This is a genomic window from Acinetobacter amyesii (genome assembly GCF_002018365.1).
Taxonomy (GTDB): domain Bacteria; phylum Pseudomonadota; class Gammaproteobacteria; order Pseudomonadales; family Moraxellaceae; genus Acinetobacter; species Acinetobacter amyesii.
The window spans coordinates 1-18,712 of record NZ_MVKX01000003.1; the positions used below are offsets into that span (position 1 = coordinate 1).

Genomic DNA, 18,712 nt, shown 5'->3' on the forward strand with positions numbered 1-18,712 from the left:
TATTCCCGCTCGACTTGCATGTGTTAAGCCTGCCGCCAGCGTTCAATCTGAGCCATGATCAAACTCTTCAGTTTAAAATCAATAGTACATATAGTGTACCAATCTTGGCTCATCAATTACTGACAAAAATTTGCTCAAATAAACTTCGAGTAATTTCTACCATTAATCAATGAAAATAATTTCGATCAATCAATCAGTAAAAATCCACACAAGTTGTTCTTCATAATCTCTTAATGATCTTCTTGTTGGTTCGTCACCAGCAAGCTAGGTCGGCTATATTACTCTTTATTTCTAAAGAGTCAACCGGTAATTCAAATTATTTTAAACTTCCTTTCTAAAACCCAACTTAATCAATTCAACCAAGTTATTGTTTTATCAGAAGTTTTAATCTTCATCACCGCCGATGGATGTGCATTCTACAGCATTTCTGATCCAACGCAACACCTTTTTTAAAATAATTATTTTGAGCGCACATTTTTCATTCAAATTACATTTTTTCATTCATATTTTGATCAAATTTGGTTTAATAGTAATAAATCAGGATTATTTGAACGTTTTTACTTATTATACGGCAAACATTTTGCCGCGCTAAAAGCGTCAGGACTATATATGCGCCAAACTTCTTTTTTATATGCAGGATTATTGTCACTTGTCGTAACAACACCTGTATTTGCAAATGACGAGGCTTCAGCACCTGTTGCTCAAGACTCAGAAGCTGCCAATAAATCAAAAACACAACAACTTGCGCATGCTGCGATGGTCAAGTCATCTGAAGTTGCAAAAAAATTATCTGTAAATGCAAATGCAGCACAATCAGAAGAAGATAAAGACCCTTTCCAACCGATCAACCGGAAAGTTTACGCATTTAATGATTATTTAGATGTCCATATTGCCCGCCCTGCTGCTGTGCAATATGTAGCAAAAACCCCAAAGGATATTCGTGAATCTTATCGTTTATTCCGTAAAAATTTGGGCGAACCTTGGAATGCATTTAACCAACTCATCCAAGGGCGACCGACACGTGCCGCAAAAAGTTTGGGGCGTTTTACTGTTAATACACTGACAACTTTAGGCTTTGCTGACCCTGCAAGCCGTCTAGGTCTAGAAACAGAAGATGAAAACTTTGGCGCGACTTTAGGTTATTACGGTATTCCTTCTGGTCCTTATATTGTTCTACCAGTGCTTGGTCCAAGCACATTGCGCCAAACCGTCGGTCTAGCTGTAGATAGTCAAGGACGTCCACAGAAATATATGCTTGATGGTCATGATGTGGCGTATTGGTCTGAGCAAACTTTACGTGGAATCGATACTCGCGCTCAATTACTGGATATCGAAGGTGTATTGCAAGGTGATAAATACGCTCAAATTCGTGATATCTATTTGCAACGCCTGAACTATTCTATTGCTGAGAAAAAAGGTATTGCTGAAGAAAACTTATTTATTGATGAAGAAGATGACGATATTGATGAATCTGAAGATAATTCAACAGATGTTTCATCTGATGATTCTACCGATTTCATTGATGATAGCAGTTCAGATGATACCGACACGGTAACAACTGAATAAATAAAATTTTTCAATTGGCTGGTGTGGTTTTTCCCTCCAGCCATCATTAGCTTGCTATAGTACACTTATTGTCTATCGAAGGATTCATCTAATTCTTTATGTATTTCATTCAACCTACTCGTGATATTCCATATTTAGATCAGGTACTTGATGCGCTTCCTAGCGTACAAATGATTAACATTGAAGATCTAGACTTGTATGATCCAACGATCATTGCAATTGCTGATGTTGCTGACTTTTTAAATCACCAATGGACACTTCCCACCATTGTGCTCGCTTTTGAGCATGAAGGTGCTGCACTGGCTCAAGCTTGGCAACAAGGCGCTTTAGCAGGATGGGTTTGGGATCATATTCCAACCAACCTTCAAGTGGCACTCACTAAAATTGATGCGCAATACAAACGTAATCAAGACAGCCGTGACCTGCCTTCTGCTGCAGATTTGCAAAAACGTTTACTACCCAATCCGATTGAACTCCACAACTATAAAGTTGAAACATTCTTCCAACCATCTGCTTATTTATCGGGTGATTGGTACGATTACTGGAAAATCAGCGATAAAGAAATCATGTTTTATCTCGCAGATGTATCTGGTCATGGGGTGACGAGTAGTTTACTGACCTCATGGATGGCTGCTTTCCACGGTCGTTCAAAAACCCCAAGAGAGTTGATCAAAAAACTCAATGGCATGTTGGTTCAAGAAAATATTGAAAAGCACATTACCATGATTGCGGGGATACTCAATCTCGATACGCATGTCTTGAAATGGTCTAGCGCAGGCCATTATCCACCGGCCATTTTGTTTGAACCCGGTCTTCCCGCACGAATTTTAAATACCAGTAGCTTCCCACTCGGCTTAACCGAAGACCTAGAAGTTGAAGAGTTTGAATTTACCTTAAATCGTTATTCGCGCTTTGTAATTTGCTCGGATGGCGCACTTGAACCTTTTGATGGTGGATTGAATGAACAGCTAGGTCAATTAGTTTATCACTTGCAAAATCAATCATTTCAAGCACCAGACCATGTAGCTGACGATATTGCTATCCTAAGTTTACGTCGAATCAATTAATCACGAAATCAACTACTTAAACCGAATACGACTTTCTGATCATACTCGGCTACTTGAGTAAGCTGTGCCCCTATGGGATAATTTACTATCCTTCTCTGCAAATGGCATTTATATGTCAACAGGTCATGTTGAATATGCAAGCTTGAACGGAACGCATATTTTTAAGCTTATTGGCGAAGTGCGTGCCCAATCTTGTATTAGTCTAGACAAGTTATTAAACAAAATTGAACAGCAACAAAATGTCGTCGGTGCAATCGTTGATTTAACCCAAACGACATTTATCGATAGTACTGTTCTTGGCATTTTGGCGAAACTGGGTTTGAAGCTCAAACAAGTTCACCATATCCAAGCGGTAATGTTGTCTACAAACTCTGATATCACAACGCTTGCCAATAGCATGGGTTTAGGTCAAGTGTTTGTTATTTTGAATTATTGTGGTGATCCAAGTGTATGCACTCGCGCACTTATGGAAGAACACATTACCCATAGCAATATGCTGAATACGGTTTTAGATGCACACAAAACGCTGATGAAACTAAATGATAGCAACCAAAATATGTTTGAGCCTTTGGTCAAACAACTGCAAAAAGAGCAGGACAATCTAGAGCAACCCAAGCAGCAAAATGTCTAATTTAGGTTAATCACAGCAGAGACCCTCTTCGCATGACTTTACTTTCCGTTGCACAAATGAATTCTCAAAATGACATTGAAGATAACTTCAAAGTGATCGAATCATTGATGCAACAAAGTCAGGCTCAAGGTGCGAGTCTCATTGTATTTCCCGAAAATTTTGTCTGCTTTGCCGCAGGTAAACAACGCGAAACCGCGGCGCAATTTGAAAGTATTCAGCAGCGACTAGAACAACTCGCACATCGTTATCAACTTTGGATTGTTGCGGGTACACTCCCATGCCCCTATCGTCCAGATGGTTCAATCATTCAAGATGGCCGTGTCCGTACTGTTAGCCTGTGTATCAGCCCTGAACGCACCGAAGCACGTTATGACAAAATTCATTTATTTGATGTGCAAGTTGGTGATGCTGTAGGTGGCTATCAAGAATCAAAATTCTTTGAACCTGGTACTGAAACTGTGGTCGCAAAAACACCTTTTGGCAATATTGGCCTGATGGTGTGCTACGACTTGCGCTTTCCTGAACTGGCTTTAAAACTTCGTACCCAAGGCGCAAATATATTAACTGCGCCTGCGGCTTTTACTTATACCACGGGTGAAATGCACTGGCAGCTCTTACTGCAAGCTCGTGCTATGGATAGTCAATGTGCTGTATTAGGTGCAGCACAACAAGGTTGGCATGGTGAAAAACGTCAAACTTGGGGGCATGCTGGAGCAAGCAACAGCCGTGGTCAAATTTTAGCAATCACCGCAGAAGAAGCCGCTCAACTACTCACGGTTCCTTTTGACTTAGATGAGCAGCAACAGATTCGCGCATCCATGCCACTGATGCAGCACCGTGTTTTGGTTCAATATTGATTTTCACCCTGTATAAAATTACAAAAAAACTGAATATTATTTAAGCAAAATCCCCCACGATATGAATTTGAACCATCATCTGAGGGATTAGAAAAATGACTTTAGAAAAAGCAGTTTATACAGCCCATGCAAAAGCCACTGGTGGTCGTGATGGTCGTGCAACGACGTCCGATGGGCATTTAGATGTTCAATTGGCGGTGCCGAAAATTATGGGGGGTACAGGTAATGGTACAAATCCCGAACAACTCTTCGCCGCTGGTTATTCAGCTTGTTTTTTAGGTGCAATGAAATTTGTGTCAAACCGAGATAAAATTTCGATCGCCCCTGCTGCCTACGTCGAGGGTGATGTGGGTATCGGCCCTATTCCAACAGGATTTGGTATTGAAGTGACGCTCAATATTCATCTTGAAGGTATGGATGCAAGCGAGGCACAGAAATTGGTCGATGCTGCACATATTGTTTGCCCCTATTCAAATGCCACCCGAAACAATATTAATGTCACTTTAAATGTTTTGACTTAAATCCATTTTCAGCTATCTATACAAAGCACTGTTTTAATTCCTTATAAAATAGTGCTTTGAACTTTTTTGACTTCTACAAATCTACAGCTGAGCTCAAAATAAACCTTATCCATTTCCAATACATTTAAATATTCATATTCAGCTACCAAAACCTTGCTAAAATATATAACGATTCTTATTTACATTCATTTGTTGATCTATGATGCTTAAACCTCTCCTTATCAGTACATTGCTCATCAGCGCATCCACACTAAGTTTTGCCGAATTAACCCTGTCTGAAAAAGTCCGTCCTCAAATTAAATCTTTGGTTAATCCAGATATTCAACGTCTTGCGCTACCACCAACACCGAACAACATGTCTTTACCTGCCTATGGTCAAGGCATCATTGGTTGGGGTACAGGCCCAGAAGGTGCTGCAGCGCGCTTAGCCAATATCACCAAAGCTGACGTTGAAAAGCTTAAAACTCAAGATGTCACTTTAGAGATGGTTCAAACTTGGCAAAAGTTTTATGAAAATGAAACGCAGCGCAATGCAGGTAACCCAACCGCGCCCATTCGTGCTGAATTAATGAAGAAAATTGTAAGTTTGTGGTAAGTGAAAGACTGTACAGCCCATATTTTTGGGCTGTTTTTAGTTCAAATTAGAAATAAAAAATCATGAGACATTCGATAGAAAGAATAATGAATAAAATTAAAAAATGTTTAATATTCAAACTATAATTAACTATACATCCATAAAAAAATTAAAATCATTTTCAGGACTTTACAATGAAAACATACTTTTCGATGCTTTTTCTAAGCTTGGCCCTAGCCGCATGTAGCCAAACACCTGCGCCTGATTTTTCAGGGGAATGGAAACAAACACCTGACACGGAGAGCCTACGCAAACTTTCCATTAGCAAACAAGGCGATGATTACCAAATTAAAGACGAATTTTGGCTCGATAAAAATAAAACTGAGCGTACTTCTACTGCTTCATCAGGTATGGCCGAAGTGAGTCATGATGTGCTGAAATATAAAGAGAGTAATAGCATTGAAATGAAACTGAGTGATGCAACTCACCTCACTCTGACAGACAAAGCATATGATGCTGTAATTCATTTTGAAAAGATTAACTAAAGCAAAGCCCCGAATCCTTACACTGGCTTCGGGGCTTTATTTATATTTCACACTGACTATTCAGCCGCTTCATTCGTCACTCTGAGCACTTCTTCAATGGTGGTTTTACCTGCCAAAACTTTACGCAATCCATCATCACGTATTGAACCCGCATTTGCACGCACATGATTTTCTAACTCAAACTCAGCAGCATTACCATGAATAAGGCGACGTGTTTGCTCATCAATCGGGACGATTTCATAAATTGCGGTACGCCCTGTAAATCCAGTATGCGAGCATTGTTCACAGCCTTTAGGTTGAGGCAATTTTAACTCAGCCGATGCATCGAGATGCCTAAATAAGTCTTTTTCAAAATCATCGGCATCATGCCAAGTCGCACAGTGACGGCACAAGGTTCGAACCAAACGCTGTGCCACCACACCGATCAGAGAGCTTGAAAGTAGAAAGGGTTCAATCCCCATGTCTTTAAGACGGGTCACTGCACCAATTGCTGTATTGGTATGCAGCGTTGAAAGTACCAAGTGGCCTGTTAATGACGCTTGTACTGCAATTTCAGCAGTTTCTAAATCACGAATCTCCCCGACCATTACTACATCTGGGTCTTGGCGGAGCATGGCTTTTAATGCACGAGCAAAGGTCATATCCACTTTGGTATTGACCTGTGTCTGCCCGATCCCTTCAAGTTGATATTCAATTGGATCTTCTGCGGTCAAAATATTTTTTGAGCCATCATTTAAATCAGACAATGCCGCATATAAGGTTGTGGTTTTACCTGAACCGGTCGGCCCTGTAACCAAAATAATGCCATGCGGACGATGCACCAGTTGTTTCAGTCGATCATAGTCATGTTGCATCAAGCCCAAATGGGTCATGTTTAAACGCCCAGCTTGTTTATCAAGTAAACGCATCACCACACGCTCACCATAGGAAGACGGTAAGGTTGATACACGAACATCGACTTCACGGCCCGCCAAACGCAGTGAAATACGACCATCTTGTGGAATTCGCTTTTCCGCAATATCGAGTTTAGCCATGACTTTGATCCGTGACACCAACAATGGCGCAAGTTCACGACGTGGCTGCACAATTTCACGTAACTGACCATCAACACGTAAGCGGACAGACAGCTTTTTTTCAAAGGATTCGATATGAATATCTGAAGCACCGACACGGATCGCTTCAGACAATAAGGCATTGATTAAGCGTACAATCGGCGCATCATCTTCCTGATCCATCAGATCTTCAGCTTCTGGCACAGAGTCCGCAAGGCTGAGTAAATCAGGATGATCTTCCAGACCCGCTGCCACTTGTTGAGACTCACCGGTATCTCCGGCAAAGCTTGCACTGAGTAATTGATTAAACTCTTGCTCACTACATAATTGATATTGTGCAGGATGCCCTAAATAGCGACGTGCTTCCTGTAAAGCCAACAGTGGCGTGCTGTCACGACGTACAATAAAAGCTTGATCACCCTCATATCGAAGCAATACGCCATGACGTTTGGCAAAACTATATGGTATTTGTAATTGTTTAAGTACTTGCATCACGCATTATAATGATGAAAAAAGTTGTTTTGAGTGTACTCTAAGCATCTGACAGCGTGAAGTCTGTTTTTAGGATTTATCAGGACAAGGGATATACGCATTGCCATTAGAAAATGATTTGACTGAAAAGGAATCCCCAAAACGTAAATGGTGGGGGGAATATCAATTTGAACTGAATCACCCGCGCAGTTGGCAGTTTGGGTCTTTATTGTTTCGTGTGACGCGCGGCATGCAAGAGTGGCGTATGGAATACCATCGCCCGACCTTTCAGTTTGACTATGAGCAGCAATGGCATCCGATTCAAGACCCTGAATTTGGTTTTCCACAACCCATTAAAATGGAACGTTATATGTTCCGCCAGACGCATGACAAAATTCAAATCATGCCACGTTTGGCCGATCGTTCTGTGGTGATTAAACCGGTCGATCCGATTTATATTCCTGCGGGACAGCGCGGAACGCTGTATATCAGCACACCGCTGTGGATTGCTGGCTTTGTCGAAGGTCTCAAAGAACCTTTGTTTGATATACCTGTAATTTTACCGAAAGATACCTGGTTTGGTCCGAATCATCGAATGGGTGAAATTTGCTATGCCACAGCAGTTGATGGTCGTACAGAACTCAAACAACTCAAACCTCGTGCTTTTCGTGCAGTAACCCCTATTGAGTTTCATAACGTGAGTAATCAACAGATTCGTTTTGACCGTATGAATGTCCCCGTACCGGCTTTGCCATTATTTTATAGTGAAAGTACGGGACGTTTATGGACTTCACAAATTCGGGTCGTGCATGAAGGTCATGACAAACCGCCGCGGGTCAAAATTGAAAACCGTACACCGCCACAAGCAGGTGACGTGATTTATCTGCATCCGCCACGCGAGTCAGCCAATGTGCTGTTCAATATGTTTGATTCATTTTTCTAAGGGCGAGCCATGGCAGATTTAAATATTTCGACAGAAATCACCAGCAGCCTAAAAGGAATGGTCGCCAATCTCAATACCGATCGGCTGACGGAATTATTGGTGGCTGTTTTACTGGCAGTCATCGGCTTTCTGATTGCCCGTTTTATCTCGAATACCTTTATTCGTACTGTGGGGATGCGTTTCAATGCCCATCAACAGTTGGTTTGGCGTCGCGGGATTTTCTATTTCATCTTTTTAATCTTTGTGATGGCCAGTTTAAAAGAAGCCGGCTTTAAACTCAGCGTGTTCTTGGGTGCAGCGGGTATTTTAACGGTCGCACTGGGTTTTGCATCGCAAACGTCCGCATCCAACCTGATCAGCGGGATGTTCTTGATTGGTGAAGGTTCTTTTGAAGTTGGTGATACCATTCAATTGACACTGATTCGTGGGCATACCATTGAAGGTGAAGTGATCTCGATTGATTTACTGTCGGTCAAATTACTTACGCAGGACAATGTCTATGTCCGCTTGCCGAATGAACAACTGATTCGGGCACCTGTACATAACTTGTCTAAGTTTCCAATACGGCGAATTCCGATTACCCTTGCGATTAACTTTCATGAAGACATCATCAAAGTCCGTGAAGTTTTATTAGATGCCGTCAGTAAATATCCATTGGTTTTGGCCGACCCTAAACCTGCCGTGACCGTCACGGCCTTTCGAGAATCTTCCATTGAATTGCTTTTTGCCATTTGGTGTCAAAGAGAGAATTTCCTGAAAGTCCGTGATGAAATGCAGGAACGGATTCGCAATGCTTTTGTCGAAAATAAAATTGAAATCCCTGTCCCGAAAATGGGTTTTGTTGACCACCCGCTTTCTACACAAGCAAGCGATGCCGACGTCGATCAATATGCCAATGCACATGAGATTCAACGAGAGCCTCAACTCAAATGATGGTCTATAGTTACCGATGTTAAAAGCCCTGCATATCATCAAATGTGCAGGGCTTTTTATCATCTACTATTTATAGCCATCGACCTGTACAGCTTAGTGATCTCGTACCTTTAAGAATTTCATTATGGTTCAATCTTGTCATTCGGCATAGGGGCAATATAGGCAATCAAAAGCATGGCAAAACCTGCGGCCATAAATGAAATTACTCTCATGAGAGTGCCGACATGAGATAAATCCAGCAAGACCAATTTCAAAGTAACCAAGACCAAAATACTGCCACCAAGTAGCCAAACTGAACGTAATTGGCGCTGAGTGGCAAAGCGCATACTCACCAAAGCCAATAACACCCACAGCACGGTAAAACTCAGTTGAATGGTCGCATTACCCCAAATGTCTAAACTGTTATAAGGCGTATCCAGATACATATGTAAGGCACGGAGTACGACATAGCTACTTAACCAAAGTAGCCCTAGGACACTCAACACGGCAGCCAAGCTACGATCTAAACCAGCTTTTAACTGTTGATTCAACATCCATAAAAAAGCCGCTAACAACAGCAAACTCACTGCATCAAAAGGATTCAGTATCGGCAAGATATATCCCACAAAGGCCTGCTGACTAAATAATTGCGAACTAATGATCCAACTCAAAGCCAAAAACAAGCTGCTACGCGCTTGCCAAAACATTTTCCAGGCCGGTTGTTGCGCTTGCCAATAACACCATGCACAAAATATCAGCGGCAAAATTACCACACTGATATACGGCATACTGGGTATCAGCGTCAGACTGGTCCACGCCAAGCTGCTTAAAATTCCGAGACTGACCCATTCTTTTTCTTCACGCACACCGAGTAATGGTCGTAGCCAAAGCAGCGTCAAGCTCAGCCCAGCGAATGCAAAATAAATCTGCTCCATCGTTGAATGCCAAATTAGCTGACCGTTCTCACTCACTGAAATAACTTGGTACAGCCCCATCACATAGACAGGCACTAGACCCGTCCATTTAATGATGGACCAACTCCACGAAGCTTTTCGTTTTAACAAACCTTCATTCACCACCAGATAAGCCACACTGACGATCAATAGACTCAAGGCCAATTGATGACTACTCTGCAGCCAATCTAAGAGCAGCATGATGAACATGGTGGTTGCTGAGAGCATTTGCACACATTGAAAGGCAATACTCGAACTGGAAAGCTGTTTATGAAATGCAGGAACAGCATGCGTCACGATAATGGCCGCCAAATAGCTCAAACACACGCCCCAATACATCTGTGCAGGGAAATGTGGCAGTTGAACCAAATAATACAGACTTGAACACCCCGCCATCACCAAGAGCGCCATGCCTAAATAACGGCTGATATTGGACTGCTTGTATAAGGCATATATAAATATCAACGCACCTTCAACTGCCCAACCGACCACACTCCACTGCTCTTTCAATACTATTGGTGGAATCAATGCCAAGAAAATTAAGGTCAAACTCAAATAACTTTGTGCAATCAGTGGAATCACAGCACTACGTTTACTGATGCTATACAGTACGGCAAAAAGCGCCGCGAATAGCAAGCTATACCCCGCCTGCCATACCGTTTCCTCAAAATACATCAAATACAATGCCAGATAAGCAAGCACTGGTGCAGCAAAAATCAGTGCAATATCCAAGGCAGGTTTAAGCTGAAAATGCGCAAGATCTTGTTTTGCCAATAACTGACTAAAACGAAAACCCAGCCAAATAAAAATCGCAGCGTGGGCTAAAACCAGCACGCTCATCATCTGACGTTCGGTGGTGTATCCGTGGTAAAAAGCATATCCACCACCCATAATCACCGTCATCAAAAATGCGATTTGATTCAGATATTTCCACGGTCTTAAAGTACTCATGACCGCAACAGCCAGATTAATTACAAGATAATAGGCGATGAATTCCGTTGCAGTTGCATCACGAACAGGCAAGGTAAATGGCGCAAGATAGGCGATCAGCATTGCCATGATCGCCAGTTCTACCGACTGTTGTTTCAAACTGAGCCAAATCGTCAATGCCATAAGCACTGCATACAGTACACAGGCCATGCCAAAGCCCGCAATCACCGCATTGTAATAGGCAAAAAATAAGGTCAAAAACAGCGCTGCAAGACCCAAACCTTCTAGCGCCAAGGCAAAACTTCGATTTTTGGCTTGCAGCCAATATCCTAGTCCGACAACACCAGCACTGATCAAACTCACAATCAACAGCTTCATGGCCAAGCTTAGTTGCCAATGCTCTGTGGCAAATCTAAGTAATAGCACCACGCCAATCACCAAGACCAGTACAGCCACTTTTAACACGGGATTGCCTTGGAAAAGCCATTGCTGAATTTGACTAGATAGATTTGGCGCAGACTTGGATGGTGTATTAGTAGACGATGAATTGACTACTGCCTGATGTCTAGCTGTACCAACTGCCGTCGCGGGATGTACAAATGGTGTATTGTCAGAATCAAAAATTTCAGGACGGTCTATTGTAGGCGCTGATATTGAAGTAGCTGCATGACTCGATTGCGACTGAAGCGCACGTCCTTGCAATAGATGCAGCTGACGTTCTAATCGTTTCAGCCAACGCAGAAAAAAATAGACCCACAGGCTTATCCCAATCGCAACTAAATATCCCAATTCTGTTAACAGTCCAACGACCGTTAATAACGATGCAATATATAACGGAACCTTTGATGTCACTTGAAATGGTTGTTTGGATGAGCTCAGTGCATCAGCGCCGTGCTGCAAATCATCGACATAATTCATCACACTGAGCATAAAACCGATACCACTGATATAACTCAGGATTCGGACATCTAAATACCATGCCCCGATCCCTACCATGATCAGCGTCATCAACCAAATCATCTTGATTTCATTATTCTGTTTCAGCATACCTGCTTCGTCATTTTCCTGAATGTTTTGATGATACATGAGCCTGACCGATGGATTAAAACTATTCATCAGTGATTCGGTAAGTTACATATACAATCTAGACTCAGCGTACGGGCAAAAAATCACGTACAATAAAACCGTTTTCAGGATTAGGAAATTATCCATGCCACCATTTGTCTTGGTCGATGGCTCATACTTTTTATTTCGTGCCTACCATGCACTGCCACCATTAACCACTTCAACCGGTTTGCATACCAATGCAATCCGAGGTGCCATTTCTGCCATCCAAAAATTAATGCGTCGTATTCAACCGACGCATATGGCCGTTATTTTCGATACACCTGAACCAACCTTCCGTCATGAATTGTCCCCGATTTATAAGGGTGACCGTCCAAGCATGCCTGAAGAGTTATCACAACAAATTCCATATCTTCATGCATTAATTCGTGCTCTAGGAATTCCGCTGCATATGTTGCCGGGTGCTGAAGCCGATGACATTATCGGAACTTTAGCCAAACGCGCTGAAGCAGCCGGTCATCAAGTTTTGATCTCCACCGGTGACAAAGACATGGCGCAGCTCGTTACTGAGCGTGTCACTTTAGAAGACAGCTTCAAAGACAAACCGATGGATGTTCAAGGTGTTTTTGAAAAATTTGGGGTGTGGCCGAATCAAATCATTGACTACCTTACGCTGATGGGCGACGCCTCTGACGGCATCCGTGGTGTACCCGGTGTTGGTGCAAAAACGGCAGCGAAACTTTTAACCGAATACGGCTCGATTGGCGGCATTTTAGAAAATGTCGACAGTATTAAAGGTAAAGTCGGTCAAAACATTAAAGACAATGTCGAAGGGATTACTCTTGACCACCAACTGGCGAGCATTGTTTGTGATCTCGACATGGGCCTTAAATACGAAGATCTGAAACTTGCTGATCCAAATATTCCAGCACTGCGTGATTTATATACGGAACTAGAATTCCGTAACCAACTGCAGTCATTAGATCATCCGAACAACCCCAATGGTGCAACCTACAAACAAGCAGCCAAAGCAATCAACACCACGGCGACTGTAGCCAATGCACCTGAAGTGGAAGATCAAGCGGACAAAACCAGTGTTGATGATTTACTTGGTGAAGCTCGGTATCACACGGTATTGACCCAAGAAGATTGGGATGTGTTATTTAAACGTCTGAGCACTGAAAAGCGTTTTGCCTTTGATACCGAAACCACTAGCCTTGACTACCGCGTGGCGCAGATTGTAGGTTTCTCGGTGGCTTTAGATGCACATGATGCCTATTACGTGCCGCTTGCGCATGATTATGAAGGTGCGCCGCAACAACTTGATCGCGACACAATCCTGAATCAACTCAAACCTTTACTTGAAAATAATGACGTACAAAAAATTGGTCATCATCTCAAGTATGATGCACATGTCTTAGAAAATCATGGCATTCATTTGGCAGGTTGGTATTTCGATACCATGTTGGCCTCTTATGTCCTTAACTCTGTGGCAACTCGTCATGGAATGGATGATGTTGCGCGTTTGTATTTAAGTCATCTCACAACGACGTTCGAACAAGTGGCCGGCAAAGGTGCAAAACAAAAGACTTTTAACCAAATTGAGCTCGAAACGGCAGCCCATTATGCCGCAGAAGATGCCCATGTGACCTATCGTCTGTATGAAGTACTCGATAAGAAGTTACAAGCCCATCCGGAACTGATCAATATTTTGCACAATATTGAAATGCCAGTTGCCCGTGTTCTGACCTCTATGGAAGAAAACGGCATTGAGCTAGATATGGAATTCCTCGACCAACTTGGTGTGGAATTTGCCAATACCATTCAAAATTTAGAAACCGAAATTACCGATCTTGCGGGTCAAAGCTTCAATGTCAGCTCACCAAAACAAGTTGGCGAGATTCTGTTTGATAAATTAGGCTTAAAAGGTGGTAAAAAAACCTCTACAGGTCAGTACAGTACCAGTGAAAGTGTTCTAGAGAAAATCGATCATCCGATTACTGACCTAATTTTGGAATATCGTGGTCTCTCTAAACTGAAAAGCACTTATACCGATGGTCTGTTAAAGCAAGTGAATAATGACACACATCGTGTGCATACCAGTTACCACCAAGCTTTAACGGCTACAGGTCGTCTGTCATCCACAGATCCAAACTTGCAAAACATTCCTGTACGTGAAGATATTGGACGTCAAATCCGTAAAGCCTTTATTGCACCTGAAGGTCGCATTTTATTGGCAGCCGATTACTCGCAAATCGAATTACGTTTAATGGCACATTTCTCGCAAGATCATGCATTGGTCGATGCCTTCAATCATGGACAAGACGTACATAAACGTACTGCGGCAGAAGTTTTGGGCATTCCACTCGATGAAGTGACCAGCAACCAACGTCGTCAAGCCAAAGCGGTGAACTTCGGCCTGCTCTATGGTATGTCTGAATTTGGTTTGACCCGTCAGTTGGGTTTCACTCGTGAAGAGTCACGTAACTATATTGGTAAATACTTCCAACGCTACCCAGGTGTTTTGGAATATATGGAACGTACTCGCCAAGTCGCACGTGAACAAGGTTTTGTGGAAACCATTTTAGGTCGTCGTCTGTATACACCGGACATTATGGCGAGCAACAAAATGGTGAAACAAGGTGCTGAACGTGCAGCGATTAATGCGCCGCTACAAGGTTCTGCGGCGGATATTATTAAATTGGCCATGATTGCCGTCGATAAAATCTTACCGAAAGATCAAGCCAAAATGTTACTGCAAGTACACGATGAATTGGTGTTTGAAGTTGATGCTGCAATTGCTGACGAACTCTCTGCCCAACTGGCTGAAGTGATGCAGTCTGTGTTGAAAATTTCCGTTCCACTGATTGTGGAAGTGGGTCAAGGTAATAACTGGGACGAAGCACACTAATTCATTCACGTTCATTCACGCCTTTCTCCCTCTAGGAGGAAGGTTGGATGGAGGTGAGATATCTCCTCGTAGATATTTATTGTTTTACACCGCATTTTAAATCCACAAAAAAGGACGCCTCGGCGTCCTTTTTAATTTAACTCGTCTTAGCTCAGACTAAAGACCAGTCAATAATGCAATTGCGACTTGTTTCATAATGGTTTCCGCAACCAACAATGCCAAAATCGCAAAAATGGGCGACAAGTCAATCATCCCCATATTTGGAAGAATACGACGGAATGGTGCAAGTAGCGGTTCTGCCAATTCTTGAACCACTTCAATATAAGGCGAACGTGACTGACTAAACATCACGACCCAACTCAAAATAATCGATGCAAAAATTAAGTAACGACAGAAACGAATTAAATCCTGAATCATGGTCACAAAGGTCATAATGATCAGATGGAATGGGCTATTCACTGCCACGCCAGACAAATACATCAAACCAAACATTTTTAACAAATACAGAATCACCACCAACACCAATGCTGCGGTATTCACTCGACCTTTGGCCAAAGTTGGGAAAATTCGGCTAAAGATGTCGACAATTTTTGTTGCTTTTGCTGTTGCCAAAACCACAGGGTTATATGGACTCACGGCAGCAAGCTGCATTAAAAAACGGAAAAATACGAGCAAAATTGCAACGTTAATAATGATTCCAAAAATTTGAGCAGAGCCCATACTTGAACTTTCCTAAATCAAATCGAATTATTTGGTGCTTTCGCTTAACTCTTGTGCCAATTCTTGGCTACGCTTTTGCGCTGCTGCTAAAGCGGCCTGAATATTTTGTGAAATCTGAGCACGATCAAATACTTCAATCGCAGCTTGTGTTGTACCGTTTGGAGAGGTTACATTTTTACGTAACTCCGCAGGACTGTTGGCACTGGTAATCGCCATTTGTGCGGCACCTAATGCAGTTTGCAAGGTTAGTGCTGTAGCCACTTTTTCATCCAAGCCCATGTTTTTACCTGCACGGATCATACTTTCCATCATATAGAAAAAGTATGCAGGACCTGAGCCAGAAACAGCTGTGACCGCATCAATTTGCGCTTCTGAGTTTACCCAAAGTGTTAAACCAGTTGAAGCCAAAACTTGACTTGCAAGATCACGATCTTCAGCTGAAACTGCTTCACCTGCATATAAACCATGCGCACCGGTTTGAACTAAAGCCGGTGTATTTGGCATGACACGAACAATACGCTCTGTGCCTAATAATTTTGAAATCGTTGCAATTTCTGCACCTGCAACAATTGAAATCACTAACTTCCCTTCTAGCAAACCTTGTAATGGTGCCAAAACTTTTGCCAACACCTGAGGTTTAACTGCAAAAAGAACAATGTCAGCATCTCGAATTGCTACAACATTATCATCCGTCACATGCAAATCTTTTTCAGCCAAAAGCTCACGTACTTTTTCTACGGGATCTGAAACTGTAATACGTGTAGTCGGGACACCACGTGCAATTAGGCCACCAATTAAAGCCTGTGCCATGTTGCCGCCACCAATGAAACTGATATTACAATTTAGAATTGCGCTCATGATTGAAGATCCGATATTGCAGATTTAGCGTTAAGAGATAATGTTGGTTGCCAGCCAGCTTGAGTACAAAATTCAGACTGCGCCAACCAAAAGCCCTGAGGCGTAAAGACGCCTAGCATAACATTATCTCGGCTTAATATTTGAATAGTATGACGCTGCCATGGAAAAATTTGCGCCTGCTGAATGGCTTTTTTCAAGGGCCAACTTCCGACACGACCATATAAATGAATTTTTTCGCCGCCAAGACGTGGGCGAATCTGCAGTTGCTGCCCCAATAATTCAGGTGATAAGCCAAGCTCTGAGGGTTGAATCACAAAATGTCCTGCAGGCAACTTGAGGCACTGACCTGCAACACAAGTTACAACCTCAACCTCTTGAATGGATTTTACTGGCAGATAATCCGCTTTGGCAATTCGATGAAGTTGTTGTTGAAAGCGCAGATAATAAAATCCATTCCAGTGTAATGCCGCTTGCGAGTCTTCGCGTGAATTAATCACTTCTGAAACTAAACGCTGTACCATTTCAAAACTTGGACGATATTGCCCCTCACCTTTCATCCAGTGTGATAACAACTGACGCTGACGTGCCTGACTGAGCTGTTGTAATGCCGCCAAAGATAACGCTTGCGATGAACCACAGGCCGCTAAATCTTGTTGCAACACCTCATATAAAATTTCATCAGCATCTTGCATCAAGTAACTGGTTCGACTCAGAGCTTGCTGCATTTTAGGAAATCGCTTACTGAGTAGTGGCCACAAAATTTCACGACTCCACGCACGGTCATAGTCGGTATCAAAATTGGTGAGGTCTTGAATATTTTGCACATGCAGCTTTGCTGCCCATTGGCAAATTTGCTCACGTGAAAGATCTAATAGCGGACGCCATAATGTAAAATCTTCACGCACATCGAATTTTTTCATGGCAGAAAGGCCATGGACACCCGCACCTGAAAGTAGCCGCAACATCAGTGTCTCGGCTTGATCTTGCTGATGATGCGCGAGTACCAATATTTCATCTGCTTGTAAATGTTGAGCAAAGGCTTGATAGCGGGCCGAGCGTGCTTGATTTTCAAGGTTACCTTGCGCAACCTGAACTTTTTGTATGATGAATGGAAGATTCAGCGCTGCACACTGAGCACGTACAAATTCACCCCAAGCGTGACTACACGTTTGCAGTTGGTGATCAATATAAATTACCCGTATTTTTTCAGGGCACAAAAACGACATAAGATGCAGCAGCAACATGGAATCCATGCCACCACTACATCCTATTAAAAATCGGCTTTGTTCAGGCAGCGCCTGAATTTGACTTAAGCAGTCAGCCCTAAATTGTCGCTGCCAAACTTCATTAAACGCTGATAACGCGCTTCGCATCGTTCGTTTGCATCCATTGGTTGCAGTTCTTCTAGAGCTTGCTTCAAGACCACTTTCAAATCCTGCATGACTTTTTCAGGGTTTAAATGTGCGCCTTCCGCTTCGTCCACCACGTATTCCACAATGCCCATCTTCTGCAATTTATCTGCCGTCAATGCCAATGCTTCACTTGCTTGTTCTGCTTTTTCTGCAGTTTTCCACAAAATAGATGCACAGCCTTCCGGTGAAATCACTGAATAAATACTGTGAGATAGCATAATCACACGGTCAGCTACGCCGATACCGAGCGCACCACCCGAACCACCTTCACCCAATACCGTTGCCACCACAGGCACTTTAAGTGAAGAAAGCTGAGCTAAGCTGGTTGCAATCGCTTCAGCCTGACCACGCTCTTCTGCACCCACGCCTGGGTATGCACCCATGGTATCAATAAAGGTAAAGACGGGCAGATTAAAACGCTCCGCCATATCCAATAAACGCTGTGCTTTACGGTAACCTTCTGGGTTACTCATTCCAAAATTATGCTGTAATTTTTCACGTGTACTACGACCACGGTGCTGACCTACGATCATCACAGGCTGACCATCTAAACGAGCCAAACCACCAATCATCGCGCCGTCATCACCAAATAGGCGGTCACCGTGCAAAGCATCGAACTCTGTAAAAATTTCGCCAACATAATCCAAAAACTGCGGACGTTCAGGATGACGTGCGATCTGAACCGTAGTCCAGGCTTTAGATTGAGCTGCTTTATTTTTCATAG

The 18,712-nt window shown here is 42.7% G+C and carries 16 protein-coding genes and 1 rRNA gene; 10 read left to right on the forward strand and 7 right to left on the reverse strand.

Features of this window, described 5'->3' with window-relative positions; translation table 11 throughout:
- Positions 1-74: ribosomal RNA gene (locus B1202_RS16525) — 16S ribosomal RNA — on the reverse strand; the annotation flags it as partial.
- 535 nt (positions 75-609) lie between these two features.
- On the opposite strand from B1202_RS16525, the gene B1202_RS05360 reads away from it, so the two are divergent.
- The 7 genes from B1202_RS05360 (at position 610) to B1202_RS05390 (ending at position 5,761) form a co-directional block, all read left to right on the forward strand.
- Entirely contained in the window at positions 610-1,566 is a 957-nt protein-coding gene (locus tag B1202_RS05360) for a VacJ family lipoprotein (protein WP_078189556.1), read from the forward strand.
- Positions 1,567-1,664: 98 nt separating this feature from the next.
- A complete protein-coding gene (gene gigA / locus B1202_RS05365) occupies positions 1,665-2,633 on the forward strand; it encodes an RsbU family protein phosphatase GigA (protein ID WP_078189557.1) in 969 nt (322 codons plus the stop codon).
- A gap of 112 nt (positions 2,634-2,745) precedes the next feature.
- The gene (gigB, locus tag B1202_RS05370; RefSeq protein ID WP_078189558.1) at positions 2,746-3,264 is read left to right on the forward strand and encodes an anti-anti-sigma factor GigB; all 519 of its coding nucleotides are present in this window, start codon (positions 2,746-2,748) and stop codon (positions 3,262-3,264) included.
- Positions 3,265-3,296: 32 nt separating this feature from the next.
- Positions 3,297-4,121, forward strand: a complete 825-nt coding sequence (locus B1202_RS05375) for a carbon-nitrogen hydrolase family protein (protein ID WP_078189559.1) — start codon at positions 3,297-3,299, stop codon at positions 4,119-4,121.
- Between the two features lie 95 nt (positions 4,122-4,216).
- Positions 4,217-4,642, forward strand: coding sequence for an organic hydroperoxide resistance protein (locus B1202_RS05380; RefSeq protein WP_078189560.1), 426 nt, complete (start codon positions 4,217-4,219; stop codon positions 4,640-4,642).
- A gap of 202 nt (positions 4,643-4,844) precedes the next feature.
- On the forward strand, positions 4,845-5,237 hold the full coding sequence (locus B1202_RS05385) for a DUF4951 domain-containing protein (RefSeq protein ID WP_078189561.1): 393 nt from the start codon (positions 4,845-4,847) through the stop codon (positions 5,235-5,237).
- A 173-nt stretch (positions 5,238-5,410) separates the two neighbouring features.
- Entirely contained in the window at positions 5,411-5,761 is a 351-nt protein-coding gene (locus B1202_RS05390) for a hypothetical protein (RefSeq protein ID WP_078189562.1), read from the forward strand.
- Positions 5,762-5,817: 56 nt separating this feature from the next.
- Here the strand turns inward: B1202_RS05390 and gspE are convergent, their stop codons facing one another.
- On the reverse strand, positions 5,818-7,305 hold the full coding sequence (gene gspE, locus B1202_RS05395) for a type II secretion system ATPase GspE (protein ID WP_078189563.1): 1,488 nt from the start codon (positions 7,303-7,305) through the stop codon (positions 5,818-5,820).
- 100 nt (positions 7,306-7,405) lie between these two features.
- Here gspE and B1202_RS05400 point away from each other — a divergent pair, with 100 nt between their 5' ends.
- Positions 7,406-8,227 (forward strand): hypothetical protein, encoded by an 822-nt coding sequence (locus tag B1202_RS05400; protein ID WP_078189564.1) that lies wholly within the window; start codon positions 7,406-7,408, stop codon positions 8,225-8,227.
- Positions 8,228-8,236: 9 nt separating this feature from the next.
- Positions 8,237-9,160, forward strand: a complete 924-nt coding sequence (locus tag B1202_RS05405; RefSeq protein WP_078189565.1) for a mechanosensitive ion channel family protein — start codon at positions 8,237-8,239, stop codon at positions 9,158-9,160.
- A 122-nt stretch (positions 9,161-9,282) separates the two neighbouring features.
- On the opposite strand, the gene B1202_RS05410 is transcribed toward B1202_RS05405, so the two are convergent.
- Positions 9,283-12,069 (reverse strand): DUF2339 domain-containing protein, encoded by a 2,787-nt coding sequence (locus B1202_RS05410; RefSeq protein WP_078189833.1) that lies wholly within the window; start codon positions 12,067-12,069, stop codon positions 9,283-9,285.
- Between the two features lie 163 nt (positions 12,070-12,232).
- On the opposite strand from B1202_RS05410, the gene polA reads away from it, so the two are divergent.
- Positions 12,233-14,998, forward strand: a complete 2,766-nt coding sequence (gene polA / locus B1202_RS05415; RefSeq protein ID WP_078189566.1) for a DNA polymerase I — start codon at positions 12,233-12,235, stop codon at positions 14,996-14,998.
- Positions 14,999-15,154: 156 nt separating this feature from the next.
- On the opposite strand, the gene B1202_RS05420 is transcribed toward polA, so the two are convergent.
- From B1202_RS05420 to B1202_RS05435, 4 genes are read right to left on the reverse strand one after another with little or no spacing between them, the layout of a single operon-like run.
- On the reverse strand, positions 15,155-15,718 hold the full coding sequence (locus B1202_RS05420) for a YggT family protein (protein ID WP_078189567.1): 564 nt from the start codon (positions 15,716-15,718) through the stop codon (positions 15,155-15,157).
- Between the two features lie 27 nt (positions 15,719-15,745).
- Complete coding sequence (gene proC, locus B1202_RS05425; protein WP_078189568.1) at positions 15,746-16,576, reverse strand: pyrroline-5-carboxylate reductase; 831 nt, start codon at positions 16,574-16,576, stop codon at positions 15,746-15,748.
- A complete protein-coding gene (gene tilS / locus B1202_RS05430; RefSeq protein WP_078189569.1) occupies positions 16,573-17,949 on the reverse strand; it encodes a tRNA lysidine(34) synthetase TilS in 1,377 nt (458 codons plus the stop codon). The genes proC and tilS overlap by 4 nt, the downstream gene beginning before the upstream one ends.
- A complete protein-coding gene (locus tag B1202_RS05435) occupies positions 17,886-18,710 on the reverse strand; it encodes an acetyl-CoA carboxylase carboxyltransferase subunit alpha (protein WP_078189570.1) in 825 nt (274 codons plus the stop codon). Before B1202_RS05435 ends, tilS begins: the two co-directional genes overlap by 64 nt.
- Positions 18,711-18,712: the final 2 nt, after the last annotated feature.